The 18,453-nt window shown below is 56.0% G+C and carries 16 protein-coding genes; 7 read left to right on the forward strand and 9 right to left on the reverse strand.

Annotated features, from left to right (window positions below; all coding sequences use genetic code 11):
- The first annotated feature begins 168 nt into the window (after window positions 1–168).
- From GKN89_RS07855 to GKN89_RS07865, 3 genes are read left to right on the forward strand one after another with little or no spacing between them, the layout of a single operon-like run.
- A complete protein-coding gene (locus tag GKN89_RS07855) occupies window positions 169–885 on the forward strand; it encodes an ABC transporter ATP-binding protein (RefSeq protein WP_154747040.1) in 717 nt (238 codons plus the stop codon).
- A 16-nt stretch (window positions 886–901) separates the two neighbouring features.
- Window positions 902–1,858 (forward strand): ABC transporter substrate-binding protein, encoded by a 957-nt coding sequence (locus GKN89_RS07860; protein ID WP_154746729.1) that lies wholly within the window; start codon window positions 902–904, stop codon window positions 1,856–1,858.
- Window positions 1,855–2,862, forward strand: a complete 1,008-nt coding sequence (locus tag GKN89_RS07865) for an iron ABC transporter permease (protein ID WP_154746730.1) — start codon at window positions 1,855–1,857, stop codon at window positions 2,860–2,862. The genes GKN89_RS07860 and GKN89_RS07865 overlap by 4 nt, the downstream gene beginning before the upstream one ends.
- Before the next feature lie 73 nt (window positions 2,863–2,935).
- Here the strand turns inward: GKN89_RS07865 and dld are convergent, their stop codons facing one another.
- From dld to GKN89_RS07890, 5 genes are all read right to left on the reverse strand, one after another.
- Complete coding sequence (dld, locus tag GKN89_RS07870; RefSeq protein WP_154746731.1) at window positions 2,936–4,642, reverse strand: D-lactate dehydrogenase; 1,707 nt, start codon at window positions 4,640–4,642, stop codon at window positions 2,936–2,938.
- Window positions 4,643–4,868: 226 nt separating this feature from the next.
- Complete coding sequence (locus GKN89_RS07875) at window positions 4,869–5,690, reverse strand: inositol monophosphatase family protein (RefSeq protein ID WP_195934001.1); 822 nt, start codon at window positions 5,688–5,690, stop codon at window positions 4,869–4,871.
- A 122-nt stretch (window positions 5,691–5,812) separates the two neighbouring features.
- Window positions 5,813–6,355: an NUDIX hydrolase gene (locus GKN89_RS07880; protein ID WP_154746733.1), complete on the reverse strand. Its 543-nt coding sequence runs from the start codon at window positions 6,353–6,355 to the stop codon at window positions 5,813–5,815.
- Between the two features lie 113 nt (window positions 6,356–6,468).
- Window positions 6,469–7,692 (reverse strand): aminotransferase class III-fold pyridoxal phosphate-dependent enzyme, encoded by a 1,224-nt coding sequence (locus GKN89_RS07885; RefSeq protein ID WP_154746734.1) that lies wholly within the window; start codon window positions 7,690–7,692, stop codon window positions 6,469–6,471.
- Between the two features lie 19 nt (window positions 7,693–7,711).
- Window positions 7,712–8,725, reverse strand: a complete 1,014-nt coding sequence (locus GKN89_RS07890) for a TauD/TfdA family dioxygenase (protein WP_154746735.1) — start codon at window positions 8,723–8,725, stop codon at window positions 7,712–7,714.
- Window positions 8,726–9,412: 687 nt separating this feature from the next.
- Here GKN89_RS07890 and GKN89_RS07895 point away from each other — a divergent pair.
- Window positions 9,413–10,579 (forward strand): MdtL family multidrug efflux MFS transporter, encoded by a 1,167-nt coding sequence (locus GKN89_RS07895; RefSeq protein ID WP_154746736.1) that lies wholly within the window; start codon window positions 9,413–9,415, stop codon window positions 10,577–10,579.
- Between the two features lie 119 nt (window positions 10,580–10,698).
- On the opposite strand, the gene map is transcribed toward GKN89_RS07895, so the two are convergent.
- Complete coding sequence (gene map, locus GKN89_RS07900; protein WP_198635649.1) at window positions 10,699–11,493, reverse strand: type I methionyl aminopeptidase; 795 nt, start codon at window positions 11,491–11,493, stop codon at window positions 10,699–10,701.
- Window positions 11,490–11,693: a ParD-like family protein gene (locus GKN89_RS07905; RefSeq protein WP_006324220.1), complete on the reverse strand. Its 204-nt coding sequence runs from the start codon at window positions 11,691–11,693 to the stop codon at window positions 11,490–11,492. The genes map and GKN89_RS07905 overlap by 4 nt, the downstream gene beginning before the upstream one ends.
- A 167-nt stretch (window positions 11,694–11,860) precedes the next feature.
- Between GKN89_RS07905 and ddlA the strand changes: the two genes are divergently transcribed.
- The gene (gene ddlA / locus GKN89_RS07910; protein ID WP_370520179.1) at window positions 11,861–12,964 is read left to right on the forward strand and encodes a D-alanine--D-alanine ligase; all 1,104 of its coding nucleotides are present in this window, start codon (window positions 11,861–11,863) and stop codon (window positions 12,962–12,964) included.
- A gap of 33 nt (window positions 12,965–12,997) precedes the next feature.
- Here ddlA and GKN89_RS07915 read toward each other — a convergent pair whose 3' ends face one another.
- The gene (locus GKN89_RS07915) at window positions 12,998–13,777 is read right to left on the reverse strand and encodes an ABC transporter substrate-binding protein (protein WP_019453935.1); all 780 of its coding nucleotides are present in this window, start codon (window positions 13,775–13,777) and stop codon (window positions 12,998–13,000) included.
- Between the two features lie 34 nt (window positions 13,778–13,811).
- On the reverse strand, window positions 13,812–14,966 hold the full coding sequence (locus GKN89_RS07920) for a pyridoxal phosphate-dependent aminotransferase (RefSeq protein ID WP_074054797.1): 1,155 nt from the start codon (window positions 14,964–14,966) through the stop codon (window positions 13,812–13,814).
- A gap of 118 nt (window positions 14,967–15,084) precedes the next feature.
- On the opposite strand from GKN89_RS07920, the gene GKN89_RS07925 reads away from it, so the two are divergent.
- Together GKN89_RS07925 and bglX are read left to right on the forward strand one after the other, a co-directional pair.
- Entirely contained in the window at window positions 15,085–16,005 is a 921-nt protein-coding gene (locus tag GKN89_RS07925) for a LysR substrate-binding domain-containing protein (RefSeq protein WP_074054796.1), read from the forward strand.
- A gap of 112 nt (window positions 16,006–16,117) precedes the next feature.
- Complete coding sequence (bglX, locus tag GKN89_RS07930; RefSeq protein ID WP_154746737.1) at window positions 16,118–18,415, forward strand: beta-glucosidase BglX; 2,298 nt, start codon at window positions 16,118–16,120, stop codon at window positions 18,413–18,415.
- Window positions 18,416–18,453: the final 38 nt, after the last annotated feature.

An 18,453-nucleotide genomic window follows, 5' to 3' on the forward strand; every position in this document is an offset into this window, starting at 1 on the left:
TGCGCGCTGAGTGCGTATGGCAAGAGACGTTGCGATTCGCTTTTGCAGAGGGCGGGCAATCGTGATAGAAATAATGATATGTTATAATATAACAAATAATGCATGATGAACCCAATTCACGACATCCTCCACGTTGATGGGGTGAGCCTGACCGGCCACGGCGGGGCATTGATACTCGACAACATTCATTTCGCGCTCCGCGCCGGTGAGAAGCTGGCGGTGATCGGCCCTAACGGCAGCGGCAAGTCGAGCCTGTTACGCACCCTGATCGGCGAAACGCGGCCAGACAGCGGCGACATTTACTGGCGCGGGCGCGCCTTGTCAAACTGGTCGGCGGCGGAGCGCGCCAAAAGCATCGCCTTTCTGGCGCAAAACGATCTGCCGGATCTAAGGCTGTCGCTTGAGGATTATGTCGCCTTAGGGCGTTTGCCATTTGGTGAGCAACCGGCGGCGGCGAAGCGCATCGTTGACCAGGCCATCGAAGAAACCGGGCTGGGGCCGCTCAGGCGCCACCCGCTGGGGCGGCTCTCGGGCGGCCAGCGTCAGCGCGCTGCGCTGGCCCGGGCGTTGGCGCAGTCTCCCGACCTGTTGCTGCTGGATGAACCGACCAATCACCTCGATCCGCCCGGGCGCTCGGCGCTGCTGTCGTTAGTAAAAAATAAAGATATCGCCGTGATTGCGGTTCTGCACGATCTGCCCGTGGCGGAGGCGTTTGCCGATCGGATCCTGGTGCTCAACGAAAGCCGCCAGGTGGCCTGCGGTTCGCCCGAGGCGGTGTTGCAAACGCCGGTGATTTTGCCGGTGTTCGGCATGCAAAGTTTCAATGTAGCGCATCCCGTCAGCGGGAAAACGCTGCGTATTTTTGACGTTCCCCATTGCGCTTGATAAACCAGAGAGAAACATGAACACACGCGTATTCATCCTGCTTATGCTGCTGGCCGCCAGGTCGGCGGCGGCCGAAAGTTTTCCCGTCACCGTAGACAGCTGCGGTACGCCGGTCACCTTTAACCAGGCACCGCAGCGCGCCGTTATCAACGATATCAACATGGCTGAGATGGCCTTTGCGCTCCACCTGCAGGATCGGATCGTCGGGCTGACCGGCATCACCGGTTGGTACAAACTGACGCCTGGCTTCAAGGCCGCGATGGGCGCGATTCCCGAACTGGCACCGAAATATCCCGCTTTGGAAACGTTGCTGGCGGCGCAGCCGGATTTCTTCTTCGCCGGCTGGAATTACGGCATGAAGATCGGCGGCGACGTCACGCCGGAGAAGCTCGCCCCGTTCGGCATCAAAACGCTGGTGCTGAGCGAGAGCTGCGTACAGGCCGGTGGCCGGCCGCAGAAGGTCGATATGAACCTGCTGTATGACGACGAGCTGAAGCTCGGCAAGATTTTCGGCAAGCAGCGAGAGGCCGCCGCGTTGGTTGAGGGCTGGCAGCGCCGGTTAGCTGCGCTTCCCGCCAGGCCGGCGGGGCAGGCGCCGCTCAAGGTGTTCGTCTATGACTCGGGAGAGGAGAAACCTTTCACCAGCGGCAGATACGCCATGCCGACGGCGATCATCGAGGCGGCGGGGGGCCGCAACGTGATGGGCGGTTTGCCGGCGAGCTGGACGACGGCGTCCTGGGAGGCGGTGGCGGCGGCAGAGCCCGACTTCATCATTCTGCTGGATTATCAGACCGGGTCAGGCGCCGATGCGCTGCGGCGTTTCCTCGAGTCTCATCCGTTGATGAAATTGACGCCCGCGGTACAGCATCATCGTTATCTGAAACTGCAGTATGCGGAGCTGACCCCGGGGCCGGCCAACATCGGCGCGGTTGAAAAGCTGGCGCGGGCGCTGTACGCGCCGGCTAGCGAATGAACTCGCCGACCGGGCGGTTTATGCTGCTCGCGGCATTGGCGTCGTTGGCATTGTGCGGGTTAATGATCTGGAGCCTGCAGCTGGGCAGCGTCGTACTGTCATGGCGGCAAACGATGGCGGCATTGGGGTTTTCATCTGCGCCCCTCTCCGGCATGTTGGACACCATCGTCGTGCAGTTGCGCGTGCCCAGGGCTCTGTTGGCGGCGCTGACCGGCGCCGGGCTGGCGATGACCGGTGCACTGCTGCAGACCACCACCCGCAACGAACTGGCCGATCCTTTTCTGTTTGGGCTCTCCTCCGGCGCCTCCGCCGGGGCGGTGCTGGTCATCACGCGCTTCGGCGATGCGCTGGGCGCGCTGACATTGCCGCTGTCCGCTTTCGTCGGCGGCATTCTGTCCGCGATGGCGGTGATGATCCTGTTTCGCGTCAGCCGGGTCAGGCGCGCCGATCAGCTCATCGTCTGCGGCCTGGCGGTCTCGTTTTTGTTCAGCGCGCTCACCAGCTACCTGGTGTTTTCCGGCGATCAGCGAGCGGCCGGCTCGGTGTTGTTCTGGTCGCTCGGCGGATTGGGGCTGGCGCGTTGGGATAACCTGGTCATTCCGCTGGTGAGTTTCGTGCTGCTGGCCGGGTTTACGGCGCTGCGTTGGCGGGCGCTGGACTCGCTTCTGGCGGGCGAGCAAACCGCCCACTCGATGGGGGTCAACGTGGCGCGCCTGCGCACCGAGACCTTTCTGTGCTGCGCGCTGTCTACGGCGTTCCTCGTATCGCTGACGGGGGTGATCGGTTTTGTCGGGCTGATGGTGCCTTATCTGGCCCGGCGCCTGGTGGGCGTGCGCCACCGTTTGTCCGTGCCGATGTGCGGCCTGCTGGGGGCGATGCTGCTGACCGGCGGCGACATGCTCAGCCGCACCCTGATCCCCAATCAGGAACTGCCCATCGGCATCATTACGGCGGGGCTGGGGGGCGCGTTCATCGTCTCCTCGCTGCTGCGTGCAGAGCGGTGAGCGCCACCCTGCGCAGGTAACGTTGTTTATCGAAGGCCCGCGCCGGGTGCGGCGGCAGGCCGGGGTACGCCGTTTAGCGGGGGCCTTCGGCCCAGCCCTTGCGTTTGCTGGTTTTGCCGATGCCGGGGTTGAAGCTGTTGGTCGGATCGGCGGTGCGGTAGAACGCCTGCAGATCCGGTTTGGCGTGGTAGAGATGGCCGACGTTATGCTCCGCCGGATATTCGGCGCCGCGCCGGTTGAGGATTTCGAGCATCTTTTCTTTCAGCGCGTGGCTGTCGACGCCTTTTTTCACCACGTAATCCTGGTGGAACACGTGGCACATAAAGTGGCCGTAATACAGCTTGTGCACCAGTTGGCTATCGATCTCCGGCGGCAACGTTTCGAACCAGTCGGTGTCGTTACGGCGCAGGGCGATGTCCAGCGCCAGAATATCCTCCACCTTGTCGGCGTGTACCGCATGGTAGCGCACGGCGGCGCCGGCGGCGGCGAAGCGGTGCAGGAAGGCCTTTTTGCCCTCGTCAGGCGTGCAGGCGAAGAAAGCGCCCTCGGCCTGGGTGAAGTACTCGGTCAGGTAGCGCTGCGCTTCGTCTACGCCGGGGCCGGCCATCTTCAGCAGCAGGTGATGCTCGAAACGTTCGCGGTATTCTTTCATGCGTTTCGGCAGGTGGCTCGGCGCCAGATGGCTCAGGCCCTGCATCAGCCGATCGGTCAGGTTGTGCGGCAGCAGCGGCAGCTTGTTGAGGCTGGCGTCCATGCGGCCTTTCAGGGTGAAGAAGCGCGGCATCTGATCGGTGCCGAGCTTGTCGATCATCATAAAGGTGTCTTTGCCGTAGACCTCGGCGATGTCGAAGATATCGCGGTGCATGTATTCACCGGCTACCGGCAGGTTGTCGAACCGGCTCAGCATGTGGCGGCGCAGTTCGGTCAGCACCGCGGTGTCGTTGGTGCCGATATAGAACACCTGCTCTTTGCCTTCCTTCTCGAAGGTGTCGAGCCGCACCGCGAACACCGCCAGCTTGCCGGCGCAGCCGGAGGCCTCGTACAGACGGCGTTTATCGGCGTTGAAGCGGGAAGGGGTGTCGGCGTCGACGTCGCGCACCCGGCTGGCGTACTCGTTATCCGAGGCGCGCAGCTCGCCGAATTCGACGTCCTCCGGGCGGTAATCGCCTTTTTCCAGCCGGGTGAGGATCTCTTCAGGCGTGTCGCCGAGGCGAATGCCCAGATGGTTCACCAGGCGCAGCTGGCCGTCTTCACCCAGCTGAGCGTACAGCGCCATTTCGGTATAGGCCGGGCCGCGTTTCACCAGCGAGCCGCCGGAGTTGTTGCACACGCCGCCGATCACCGACGCGCCGATACAGGAGGAGCCGATCACCGAATGCGGCTCGCGGCCGTAAGGCTTGAGCAATTTTTCGAGGTGATGCAGGGTGCTGCCGGGAAAACCAACCACCTGCTTACCGTTATCCAGCACCTGAATATGATCGAGGCGCAGGGTGCTGACGATGACGATATCGCGATCATAGTCGTTGCCGCTGGGGGTTGAACCTTCGGTCAGGCCGGTGTTGGCGGCCTGCATGATGACGATTTTGTCGGCGGCCACGCTGGCCTGCAGAATGCGCCACAGCTGCAGCAGGCTGGTGGGAAACACCACCGCCAGCGCCTGGCCTTCGCCGGAGCGGAAGCCCTTGCGATACCGTTCGGTGTTGCGATCGCCGGTCAACAGCTGCGGGCCGCCGACGATGTCTTTAAGCTGGTTGAGAAATGCCTGATTGCCTGACTGCATGCTGCCTGTCTCCCTGTCATCTCCGCTGTTTTAGCTACGGCGCCGAAGTGGCGTATGGCAATAATATGTCAATGGCGGCGCTTCAGGGGAAGCGTTTTTACTTTTGGTCGGCGGTCAGATTGCTTATCAGCAACGTTAGTTTGGCGTAGGAGAGCGGCGATATCGTTCCTGGGTGGGATCCCCGCAGGGCGTGCGCAAAATCGGGGTTCTGCGGGGAACCTGCTGCTCAAGCCTGTAACAGATTAATGAGATCTTTGGCCAAATGTGCATTTTTGGCCGTTAACAAATTACCGCTTGTTAATATTCCTTGCTGGTTGCCATTGAGATCCATAACGGTGAAGCCGGCTTCTCTGGCACAAATAATGATGGCCGCACTGTCCCAAGGTTTCATTATCGTATCAATCGCCGCATCCGACGAACCATTGAATACGGATACATGCTGGATACAATCCCCTGAGAACTTAAACAGTTTCGCACTTTCTAGCACAGCAATGAGATTCCAGGGGGTGTCGCCGTTCTCAAGCCATGTCGAGGTGCCATGGATGCCTGATGCCGTTATTGTCGCTTGTTCTACCCGTATCGCTTCGGCCCGATCCGCATCAGTGAACAATCTCCTGACACTATTGTCACCCGTATGGATAAAGCACCCTTCATTTTTACCGGCATACACTAAGGTATTGATTGCAGGTAAACCTATGGTGCCAATCACCGGCTCTCCTTCTTTGACTAAAGCAATGAGAGAGCCATATACCGGGATGCCTAACTTATACCAGGTCGTGCCGTCTATGGGATCTATCAGCCAATATAACTGACAGTCATTGGCAATCTCACAGCCTAACTCCTCGCCATAAACGGGGATATCAGGGGTTAATGCCTGTAGTCTCTCCCTTATATACGCCTCAGTTTCAAAATCGGCCTCACTGACAATGCTGAAATCCTTCTTTTCAAAAAACGTCACTTCATTTTTTTTGCCTTCAATTATTGAGAAGGAGGACAAGGCGATCTCTTTAACTTTTTGTAATAAACCGCTGAATTCCAATTTGTTCACTATTCCATTCCATATCAATTAGTTAGTGGTAACGCGGCCCGTAAAAGTGCCCTCGAAAAGGCACTTGAGAAATACCACGAAAGGCGAAAAAGGGGCCTGACGCCCCAAAATATACCGATTGGCTAAGATAACAGCATGGTTTTTTCTGCCATGCGTACCACGGCAGGATCGTCGGTGATGGATTTGACTTCACTAATGGGTATCCATTCCAATTTCGTCGATTCTTTGGAAAGCGCGGTTTCGGCGTGTTTATCTGCGATCAAACACAGGGTGATATCATAATGAAGATGGGCTGCGGTTTTAGGGTTTTCAGGTATTGAATGTATGTCGATATCAATCACAAAGGCCCCGTCAGCCGCTATGTTCTGGATACCGCTTTCTTCCTGCGCCTCTCTTAGGCAGGCGTCTAAAAATGTTTTATCGCTGCGCTCGATGTGCCCACCCAGTTGGAACCATCGATTTAACTTTGCATGCAGTGTCAGCAATACTTTAGTCTTATCATGATTTAATACCCAGGCGGATGCCGTAAAATGCCCAAGTTTAGAGGTTTCAAATAATACATCATCTCGGCTTTGCAGAATACTCAACATATTCAGCTTGTGCTCTTGCTCTTTCTCATAGTCGGTTTGGTAGTTTTTCAATAAACTGTAAATTTCATTTTTCATAGCGTCAAGCTCACTTTGAATTAAAATGATGTCACCAATAAAACATTAAAATGCATCATAATAGATGTCTTAAACAGGGGGAAATAGCCGATGCTTAGCGACTAAGGCGTTAACTACATGGCGGCTAGCCAGTTTTTTGCCGCTTTATGGGCCAGTGAAAATAGCTCGTCATGATTCAGGTTACTATGAGCCAGACTGACAAAGGAGTTGTGCCCCTCCATAATCAGCAAACCATTCCGCATAAGCTCACTCTTCAAGCGGCCCCTCAACATAACGTCATTGACCAGCTCTTGACTAAACACCAGATCAAAAAGGGCGTTATTGAAAAGTGGTTTAGCGATCAATAGATTATCGGTTCCGGCTTCTTTAAAGGCGGAATTCAACGTCGTCACGATGGCTCCACCGGCTTGTGAAATCAGATTATAGCCATCGCACTCTTTCATGATTTCCGCCACGGCAAGGGCCGCATGGGGGGAAAGTATTTCTTTGGTGTGTGTTCCACCAATACGCGCTTCGCGGTAGATGGCAATGCTGTCAGGTTTCCCGATCAGAACAGCAAGAGGCAAGCCATTTCCTATCGCCTTACCTAATACCACATAATCAGGATCGAAATCTGGATGGTTCGCCAAGTAACCGCCAGGGTTGGTTCTTCCCGCTGTTTTCGTTTCATCCAACAGTATTTTTATGCCATAAGTCTTGCACATTTCTATTGCAGACTTAATCTTCTCTTCGGGGAAGAACGCCAGTTGATACACGTCCAGTGCAAATATGGCAATGTCGTTTCCATGTTCCTGAAGCAGTTTATCCAACTCAGACAGGTCGCCATTAATCCAGTTGAAAACGGCCTCTTCACCAGTGACACCGCGCATGCCTTTTACATAACGTAAATCGTTTCTTTTGGCGCTGCCCAAGGCTTCATGCCAGCTCGGCGACATATAGAGCTGGGCGTCATGCCATCCCAAGAAACCGCACCTCAGGATCTTTTTACGCTCGGTTTCCATCATTGCGCAGCGGAACGATGCCGTTACGGCCTCAGAGCTGGTTTTAAATAAGGAGATAACTTTGGAGCCGACATAGACACTTTCAAACAGGTCGGATAGCAGGCTGTGTACCTCGCCGAACCCAGGGAAAGACAATCCCAAACAGAGAGCATCACTCAATTTTTTATTAAAACCAGGATGGCTGTGTCCCAATATAACGGGGCCTATGCCTAAAACGAAATCCAGATACTCATTGCCGCGAGTATCTTCGATTCGGTATCCTTTTCCCTTTCTAAATTGAATAGGGTGCCCGTTTGCATCTAAAAGTCTGTCACTGCCCACTAATGGTGAAAACATTCTAATTAATCCTTATCAATCAAGCCAAAACAACGTGTTGTTTTTCCGGGAGGTGTTTGAGTTTTTTCCACGAATTATGTGAAAAACCATACATTCTAATCAACCAGCGATCATTCCCGTCATAATTTGCCGAACCGGAAAGGTTATCTCTCCCATGCAGGGCGATTCTGTTGTTGATGATGAGGATGTCCCCAGGCTGCAAAACAACTTTGTTGATATATTGAGGATCAGACAGGTGCTTTCTTAGTTTTTCCAATGCTTCATTAGCAGCATCGTTGATCCCGACAAGTTTAGAATTGCTGTATCTAATCACCAGTCTGCCGTTGATATCACCAATAACACTGACATTCTCTATTTTTGAGTCAACGTCAAAACTGGATTGGCTATTGGCGATATATTCAGGGCGCATTAGTTGTTCTATGGTCGCATAACTTAAATTGTTAAGAATGTCATCCAATGACCAAATTGTTGTTGCCGCTTGAATCGGGTTTCTCAAACACGCCAGTGCAAACACCTCAGGAGCAATAATCTGATTTTGGGTATCGTCAGGCAGCATTTCCGACCAGTGGCCATTGACGACCTCAGTATGTGGAGATAACGACTTTGTGGAGCGAACCCAAGACTTTTCGTTGTTTTTTGCAGGCATAACCATATGCGCCAACCGGCCTTGCATTTCATTCAGGTAAGAAGAAACGGTGTGTCCAGTAACACCTAGCATGGCCATTAACGTTGACGCGGGTTCAATCCATAAACTTGTATCAGGTGCTTCATCATTGCATGGGGTAGGGGGAAGTGCTTCGGTCGAAAAACAATTACGCATTAATAAATATCCGTATTTTTGTCTTTCAGAAAACCATGACAATTCGGAGTAAACATTGTAGTCATTGGCTAGCTGCTTGCGAATATTTTCTTCTGCGATGCTTTTTACTATATACGGACTGATTTCTTGATTGTAAATCGTGAACTTACTTTTTGTGATTATATCTTTAAGATTAAAATTAGATAAATCAAGCGTTAGCCCTAACGATGACAATTTGACATTCCGTGATAAATGCCTCACACATTATCTCCTTTGAGGTGACTTAACAATAAAAATATTTATGCACTATTATTTAACACCATATAAATTCTGTATTATAAAAACTGTACTGCATTGAATATGCGTACTTTGAATTGCCATGCGAGATTGATAGCCGGTTATATATTCAATGACGAAAATAAAAAAGATGGTTTGCAGTAAAAGCCATGAGGCAGATAATTCCCCTCACACAGTCAAAGCCATCATCCATCCTGGCATAACAATATCCCTATCTCGCTTAAGAGCACGGTAAATTGTAAATAAAATGATTTTTTTAATTACAAATCACGAAAAAATTATACAAATACATAACGTAATGTAAAGTTATTTTTTATATTCATACTTAACCATGGTAATGGATATAATTTACAAATCAATAATACCTGCATGTAATTAAAAAGCCCTTGATTTATCTTGTAAATAAAACCATGCTCACTACCGCGATGGATCTTGCACAAATCAAAAAAACTTCAGGTGATCATATGGCTATGATTTTTATCATAAAAATAAAAAACACACCGCTGTCAGGGGAGTGATACGACAAGGTGTGCGTAGCCTTTAATTGGGCTTTTCTGGTTTAGTGACTCTTTCTTAATTAGTTTTATTTATATTTTTATGCTCTGGAAATGTCAGGAACTCTGTATGCGTAAATGTCTTACATGCTGTCTTATGTTAATTTTAATTTATCCTTTGGGTGTGGACTTATATCTTGTAGGCTTACCTGATATTGCCAGGGATCTGAATGCTTCTGCCGTCGACCTGCATACCGCATTTTCAATTTATTTGGCGGGTATGGCATCAACCATGATTATCGCGGGGATAGTCTCCGATCGGTTTGGTCGAAAACCCATTGCGTTATTGGGTGCGCTTATTTTTTCCTGTGCTTCATATGGCGCAGCCTTGACTATCACGGCCGATCAGTTTCTTTTTGCTCGGTTTTGGCAAGGCGTCGGTGCCGGTTTCTGTTATGTCGTCACTTTTGCTATTCTGAGGGATGCTCTGGACGATGATAAGCGTTCAAAAGTGCTCTCCGTGATTAACGGCATTACCTGCATTGTTCCCGTTATCGCCCCAGTGCTGGGGTATTTACTGTTAATGAATTTCAAATGGCCAAGCCTCTTCACCGGTATGGCCATTTTCGCCGGAATATCATGTTTTGTCTGTTTAGTCTGGCTTGATGAAACCTACCATAAGAATAAAGACGCACATCAAACAACAGACCTCAGTGGTGAAAGTCTGCTCTCATCATTATTTATAAGCCGTTTATTCATAACCTGCCTGTCAATCACAGCGATCTTGACCTATGTGAATACCTCGCCAATTATTTTAATAACCCAAATGGGGTTTTCTACCGCGCAATACTCTATATCGATGGCTGTGCTTGCAAGCTTTAGCATGATCACTTCATTTTTAATGCCTTACTTGCTTTCTCGGTTGGGCCAAACAACGGTTCTTTTTCTGTCTCAGATGTTGTTTTTAACCTGTGCCTGCGTATTTTTCTTTACGCAGGCGCTCTACCTGAGCACCTATTTAAATCTCGTTGGATTCGCCATGATTGGCGTGAGTTTCGCTATGGGATTTGGGGTCTTAATGAGCCAGGCGCTTAAGCCGTTTAAACAAAATGCCGGCTTGGCGAGCTCCGTACTGGCGATTTGCCAGATCGCGTTTTCTGCAGGCTACATCTGGATTATGGGAATGCTTGGCGTGAGCGCAGTAAATATGCTGATTATACTGTTGGTGTTTTCCAGCATCGCAAACTCGATCATATTGATCGCTGTACCCAATCAACAACGCAGCCTTCAGGTGTAAAGGCCGCGTCGTTCGGCGTATCCCTTTCTTCTGGACAAACCTCGGCAGAAGAAAGGGCGTGAGTGCAGTCGGGTTCGCTATGCTGGCATACTGCGTTCATAAGCTAATGGCTTATTGACTTAGTAGCGTTCTGTATAGCCGGCCTGACGCTCTTCGTCGCGCAGCGTCAGGATCTCCACGCCGTCGGCGGTGACCGCCACGGTGTGCTCCCACTGCGCCGACAATTTTTTGTCGCGCGTCACCACCGTCCAACCGTCTTTCTTCTGCTTGATGCGGCGATCGCCCTGGTTGATCATCGGCTCGATGGTGAACACCATACCTTCCTGCAGCACCATACCGCTGCCGGGTTGGCCGTAGTGCAACACCGCCGGCTCTTCGTGCATGTCGCGGCCGATGCCGTGGCCGCAATATTCCCGCACGATGCTATAGCCGGCCTGTTCGGCGTGCCGCTGGATGGCGTGGCCGATATCCCCCAGAGTGGCGCCCGGTTTTACCGCGCGAATGCCTTGCCACATCGATTCATAAACGTTGTTCACCAGCCGTTTGGCCAGCGGCGTCACCTGGCCGATGCAGTACATCTTGCTGGAGTCGGCGATGTAGCCGCCGTTTTCCAGCGTGATGTCCACGTTGACGATCATGCCGGAACGCAGGATTTTGCTGGCCGACGGCACCCCGTGGCACACCACGTCGTCGACTGAGGTGTTGAGCACATAGGGGAAATCATACTGCCCCTTGCTGGCCGGGCGCGACTTCAATTCTTCGACGATAAACGCCTCGGCGCGGTCGTTGATCTCCATGGTGGAGATGCCTTCGACAATCACCTCATCGAGCATAGCGAACACTTTAGCCAGCAGGGCGCCGGAATGGCGCATTTTGGCAATCTCTTCCGGCGTTTTAATCACAATCTGTTTCACCCGACAATCTCCTTCAGCGTCAGCGCGTTATCTTTCATCATTTTTTTTACCAGTTGCGGGTAGGTCAGCTCCGGATGGAACTCCGCCAGCATGCCGATCTTGATCCAGTACTCGGCCTGCGCGTTGATCGAGCGCGTCATGGTGAGGCTGGCGAGGCGCAGATCGTCATGCAGCGCGTCTGAAATTTTTACGATGCCCATCGGCGTCTCCATAAATGAACAATATATGAAGTGTATACGTTTAGGATGGTGGCGATGTGGCATTCTGTGGCGTAAGAAGATTCTGGCAACAACGATTGCCGCCGCCAGGCAATGCGTTTATTGTGATGAACGACTTTTTGCCATGATTTTTCAGAAGGATTTAAGGCGTGACTAAACTACGTGTTGGGGTGATTTTTGGCGGTAAATCGGCGGAGCATGAGGTGTCGCTGCAGTCGGCCAAAAACATTGTGGATGCAATCGACAAAGAGAAGTTCGATGTCACGCTGCTGGGGATCGACAAACAGGGGCAGTGGCACATCAATGACGCCTCCAACTACCTGCTTAACGCCGAAAACCCGGCGCTGATCGCGCTGAACCGCTCGAACAAGAACGTGGCGCTGATCCCGGGCCAGGAAAAGCAGCAGCTGATCGAAGCGGGCAGCGCCGGCGCGCTGGGCCAGCTAGACGTCATCTTCCCGATCGTGCACGGCACACTGGGGGAGGACGGCTCGCTGCAGGGGCTGCTGCGCATGGCCAATATGCCGTTCGTCGGTGCCGGGGTGCTCGGCTCGGCGGTCAGCATGGATAAAGACGTGACCAAACGCCTGCTGCGCGACGCCGGGCTGGCGGTGGCGCCGTTCGTCACCCTGACGCGCGCCAACCGCGTCGGGTTTACGTTTGAACAACTGAGCGAGCGCCTCGGCCTGCCGCTGTTCGTCAAGCCGGCCAACCAGGGCTCGTCGGTCGGGGTCAGCAAGGTGGAAAACCGCGCCGAGTTCGATGCGGCGGTAGCGTTGGCCTTCAGTTTCGATCACAAGGTGCTGGTGGAGTCGGCGATCGTCGGCCGCGAGATCGAGTGTGCGGTGCTGGGCAACGACGACCCGCAGGCCAGCGTGTGCGGCGAGATCGTGCTGAGCGACGCCTTCTACTCCTACGACACCAAATACATCAATGAGCAGGGTGCTCAGGTGGTGGTGCCGGCGGCGATCGCGCCGGAAGTGAGCGACCACATTCGCGAAGTGGCGCTGAACGCGTTCCGCGCGCTGGAGTGCTTCGGGTTGGCGCGGGTTGATGTGTTCCTGACGCCGGACAACCAGGTGGTAATCAACGAAATCAACACGCTGCCGGGCTTCACTAACATCAGCATGTATCCCAAGCTGTGGGCCGCCAGCGGCGTCAGCTATCAGGCGCTGATCACGCGTCTGATCGAATTGGCGCTGGAGCGTCATCAGCAGGATCGCGCGCTGAACAGCTCAGTGTTCGATCGCTAAACGCGCTGGGGGCGGCGGTGCCGCCCCCGTCCATCACTTCACCGTCACGTCGATATCGCCGAAATACTTCTTCGACAGCGCCGCCACCGTGCCTTGCTGTTTCACTTTGGCGATGGCGGCGTCCAGTTTTTTCTTCAGCGCCTCATCCCCTTTGCGCAGGCCGAAGGCGATGCCTTCACCGAGGATCTTGTCGTCGTGCACCGCCGCGCCGACGAAGGCGAAGCCCTTGCCATCCGGCTGCGACAGGAAGCCGCTTTGCCCCGACGGTGCCATTACCAGCGTGGCATCGAGCCGACCGGCCGCCAGATCGAGATAAACCTGATTCTGATCCTGATACGACACCACGTCCACGCCCGCCGGCGCCCAATGGGTTTTGGCGTAGATCTCCTGAATCGATCCTTGCAGCACGCCCACGTGTTTGCCCGCCAGCGTTTTGGCGTCCGGCAGCAGGCCGCTGCCCGCTTTGGCGATCAGGCGGTTCGGCACCTGATAGATGGCGTCGGTAAAGGCGATCGCCTGGCGCCGCTGTTCGGTCACGTTCATCGCCGAGTTGATGGCGTCGAATTTGCGTGCCTGCAGCGCCGGGATCAGGCTGTCGAACGAGGTTTCCACCCAGCTGCATTGCAACTGCGCGGCGGCGCACACCGCGTCGCCCAGTTCAATGTCGAATCCTTCCAGTTTGCCGCTGGCGGATTTGGATTCGAACGGCGGATACAGTGCTTCCACGCCGAAGCGCAGACTGTTTTCCGCCGCCGACGAAGCGCCGGCGGCCAGCAGGCATCCGGCGGCGAACAGCGTTTTCAGAGCTTTCATAGGCAGTGCCCCTTTCCCATGGTCGGACAAAAAATTACACCTGGCTCAGGCGGCGCGCGCCTTCCAGCAGGGTCTCGTTATCTTTGGAAAAACTCAGCCGGATTAGACCGGTATCGGTACCGTCGCTGTAGAACGCCGACAGCGGGATCGTCGCCACCTTCGCTTCGCGGATCAAGCGCACGGCGAAATCATTGTCGCTTTCGTGACTGAAACCGCTAAAGCGGGCCAGCATGAAGAAGCTGCCGCGGCTGGGCAGCAGCTCAAAGCGCGAATCCTGCAGGGCGCTGGCCAGCAGATCGCGTTTTTGTTGGTAAAACGCTGCCAGCCCCAGGTAGCTCTGCGGGTTGGCGAGCGCGGCGGCAAAGGCGTGCTGCATCGGCGTATCGGCGGAGAACACCATGAACTGGTGCACCTTGCGGATCTCGTCCATCAACGCCGCCGGCGCCAGGCAATAGCCGACGCGCCAGCCGGTGACGTGGTAGGTTTTACCGAACGACGACACGATCACGCTGCGTTCCGCCAGCTGCGGGTAGCGCGCCATGCTGTGGTGAATATCGCCGTCGAACACCACGTGCTCGTAGACCTCGTCGGACAGGATCACGATGTCGGTGTCGCGGGTCAGGGCGGTCAGGCGTTCGATGTCGTGCTCGTCAAACACCGCGCCGGTCGGGTTGTGCGGCGTGTTGACGATGATCATGCGCGTTTTGCCGTTGATGGCGGCGGCCACTTCGTCCCAGTCGACGCGAAAGTCCTGCAGCGAAAGCTTGATCGCCACCGGCGTGGCGCCCTGCAGGCGCACGATCGGCGCATAGCTGTCGAACGCCGGTTCGAAATAGATCACCTCGTCGCCGGGGTGCACCAGCGCGCTGATCGCCGAGTACAGCCCTTCGCTGGCGCTGGCGATCACCGTGATTTCTTCGTCAGCGTCATAGCGCGCGCCGTACAATCGTTCAGCTTTTTCCGCCAGGGCAGCACGTAACGCCGCCACGCCGCTCATCGGCGCGTATTGGTTATGACCTGCACGCATGGCTTGCGCCGTTGCCTCGACAAGTTGCGGATCACCGGCGAAGTTGGGCGCGCCCTGCGACAGATTGAGGGCCTGATGTTCGGCGCTGAGTTGGCCAATGACGGTGAAAATGGTGGTGCCGACGTCCGGCAGCTTCGAGCGGGAAGAGCAGGCGCTCTGCATGATGGGCTCCAGGCAAACAGGGAAGTGTTGAGCGATTAAGCATCAGCCGGCGTAGGCGGACAAGGGAAAGTTTGTCATACTTGCCATGCATTCAGATCATGGCTAATCGAGGCACGCTATGCCGATATCCCTGCCGTCGCTCGACGTGTTGAAAACCTTTGTGGTGGTGGCGCAACGCCTCAACTTTACCCATGCCGCCCGGCAGCTGCACCTGACGCAGGGGGCGGTCAGCCGGCAAATCCTCGGGCTGGAGCAGCGCCTGGGCTATCCGCTGTTCAGCCGCCAGGCGCGCGGTCTGGCGCTGACGCCGCAGGGCGCGCAGTTGCTGGCGCCGGTGCAGCAGGCGCTGGGGCAGTTGGATGAAGCCCTGACGCGGGCCGCCGCCCCGCCAGGGGCGCTGCGCATCAAATGCCCGACCTGCGCCATGCGCTGGGTGTTGCCGCGTATCATTCGCCTGCAGAATGAACGGCCGGACATGCACATCGAGCTGACCGCCTCGGTGTCGCACGGCCTGGATTTCAGTACCGAGCAGTTTGACGCCGCGGTGGTGTTCGGCCGGCCGCCGGGTAAAAAGCTGACCGCGCACCTGCTGTTCGATGAAATTCTCACGCCGGTCTGCACGCCGACGTTTCTGCCGCCGACGCCCCGGCTGGCGGATTTGACGGACCAAACCCTGCTGCACCCGACGCGCGATCGGCGCGACTGGCTGCGCTGGCTGAAGGCGGCGGGCGCCGATGCGCTGCCGTCCGGCAAGGCTCAGCATTTCGATACCCTCGATCTGGCGATGAGCGCCGCGCTGCAGGGGTTCGGCATCGCCATCGGCGATCTGTGCCTGCTGGAGGAGGATATTCAGGCGCAACGCATCGTCACGCCGTTCCCGCTCTGCGTCAGCAGCGGCGCGGCCTATTATTTGGTCTATCCTGAACGCACGGTGGCGCCGCCGGCGTTGACACAGCTTATCGATTTTCTGACGGTTGAGGCCGCCGGCAGCCGCGCCCGGTTACAGAATTACCTGCCGATAACCTGTAATGCTTTGTAAACATTACCGATGCGAATTCCCTTGGCGATGAAACAGAGTGTGGCAAACTGTTTCTTCACTCCGATTAAACTCCGCGGCGTTGGCGGCGGAAACACGCCTGAGATAAAACAAGATGAAATGGCTTTGTGTGGTGAGTATGTTGTCCGGTCTGGCCCTCAGCCCGGCTTTTGCGCAGGAAACGCCGATAGCGCAGGGCATCCACGCCCAGCAGCGCGACGCCTTCGTGTCCCATTTGATGAAGCAGATGACGCTGGAAGAGAAGATCGGCCAGCTGCGGCTGATCAGCGTCGGGCCGGATAACCCGAAAGAAGCGATCCGCGAGGGCATCCGCAACGGGCAGATCGGCGCCATCTTCAATACCGTCACCCGGCCGGATATCCGGGTGATGCAGGATCAGGCGATGCAGCTCAGCCGCCTGAAAATTCCGCTGTTCTTCGCCTATGACGTAGTGCACGGCCAGCGCACGGTGTTCCCGATCAGCCTGGGGCTGGCGGCCAGCTTCGATCTGGAGGCCATTGCGCTCAGTGCCCGGGTGGCGGCGCAGGAGGCCAGCGACGACGGCCTCAACATGACCTTCGCGCCGATGGTCGATATCACCCGCGATCCGCGCTGGGGCAGGGTCTCCGAAGGCTTCGGCGAAGACACCTGGCTGGTATCGAAAATCGCCAAAGTGATGGTCGACGGTTTCCAGAACGGCGATCCGGCCAAGCCCGGTTCGGTGATGGCCAGCGTCAAGCACTTTGCGTTGTACGGCGCCGTCGAAGGCGGCCGCGATTACAACACCGTCGACATGAGCCCGCTGCGCATGCATCAGGACTATCTGCCGCCTTACAAAGCGGCGGTGGATGCCGGCAGCGGCGGGGTGATGGTGTCGCTCAACTCGGTGAACGGCGTGCCGGCCACCGCTAACCCGTGGCTGCTGAAAGATCTGTTGCGCGACCAGTGGGGCTTTAAAGGCATCACCATCAGCGACCATGGCGCAATTAAAGAGCTGATTAAACACGGCGTGGCCGCCGACGCGCGTGACGCGGTGCGCCTGGCGATCACCTCCGGCGTCGATATGAGCATGAGCGACGAGTTTTACGACAAATACCTGCCGGGTCTGGTGAAAGACGGGCTGGTGCCTGAAAGCGACATCGATCGCGCCTGCCGCGACGTGCTGAACACCAAGTATGACATGGGGCTGTTCAAGGATCCGTATGTGCATCTGGGGCCGGTGGGTTCCGATCCGCAGGACACCAACGCCGAAAGCCGCCTGCACCGCGCCGAAGCGCGGGTGGTGGCGCGCAAGACGATGGTGCTGCTGAAGAACGATAAGCAGACGCTGCCGTTGAGCAAGCAGGCGACCATTGCGCTGGTCGGGCCGATGGCCGACAGCCAGCGCGACGTGATGGGCAGCTGGTCGGCTGCCGGGGTGGTCAAGCAGTCGGTCACCCTGCGCGAAGGGCTGGAGCGGGCGGTGGGCGACAAGGCGCGCATTCTTTACGCCAAGGGCGCCAACGTCACGCAGGATAAAGGCATCATCGACTATCTCAACGAGTATGAACCGGCGGTGGCGTTCGACACCCGTTCGCCGCAGCAGATGATCGACGAAGCGGTGCAGGCGGCGAACAAGGCCGACGTGGTGGTGGCGGTGGTGGGCGAATCGCAGGGCATGGCGCATGAGGCCTCCAGCCGCGCCGACATTACGATTCCGCAGAGCCAGCGCGATCTGATCGCCGCGTTGAAAGCCACCGGCAAGCCGCTGGTGCTGGTGCTGATGAACGGCCGGCCGCTGGCGCTGAGTTGGGAGAGCGAGCAGGCGGACGCCATGCTGGAAACCTGGTACAGCGGTACCGAAGGCGGCAACGCGGTGGCTGATGTGCTGTTCGGCGACTACAACCCGTCGGGCAAGCTGCCGATGACCTTCCCGCGCTCGGTCGGCCAGATCCCGATGTACTACAACCACCTGAACACCGGCCGGCCGTTCGGCAAGGAGAACCCCGGTAAGTACACCTCGCGCTACTTCGATTCGCCTAACGGCCCGCTGTATCCGTTCGGTTACGGCCTGAGCTACACCACCTTCAGCCTGTCGGATCTGAAATTGTCCAGCCCGACGATGGCGCGCAACGGCAAACTAACTGCCAGCGTCACGCTGAAGAATACCGGCAAGTACGACGGCGCCACGGTGGTGCAGCTGTACCTGCAGGACGTGACCGCCTCGGTCAGCCGGCCGGTGAAAGAGCTGCGCAACTTCAAGAAAGTGACGCTGAAGGCCGGTCAGTCGCAACAGGTTGAGCTGCCGATTAGCGAAGAAGACCTGAAGTTCTACAACGCCAGCCTGAAGTGGGAGGCGGAGCCAGGTAAATTCAACGTGTTCGTTGGCCTGGATTCCGACAACGTGCAGGCGCAAAGCTTTACGCTGAAGTAAGTCTTCCCCCTCTTTCACTGCGGTGGGAGAGGGGCACC

The sequence above is a fragment of the Serratia sp. YC16 genome, assembly GCF_009707615.1.
Lineage (GTDB): Bacteria > Pseudomonadota > Gammaproteobacteria > Enterobacterales > Enterobacteriaceae > Serratia > Serratia surfactantfaciens.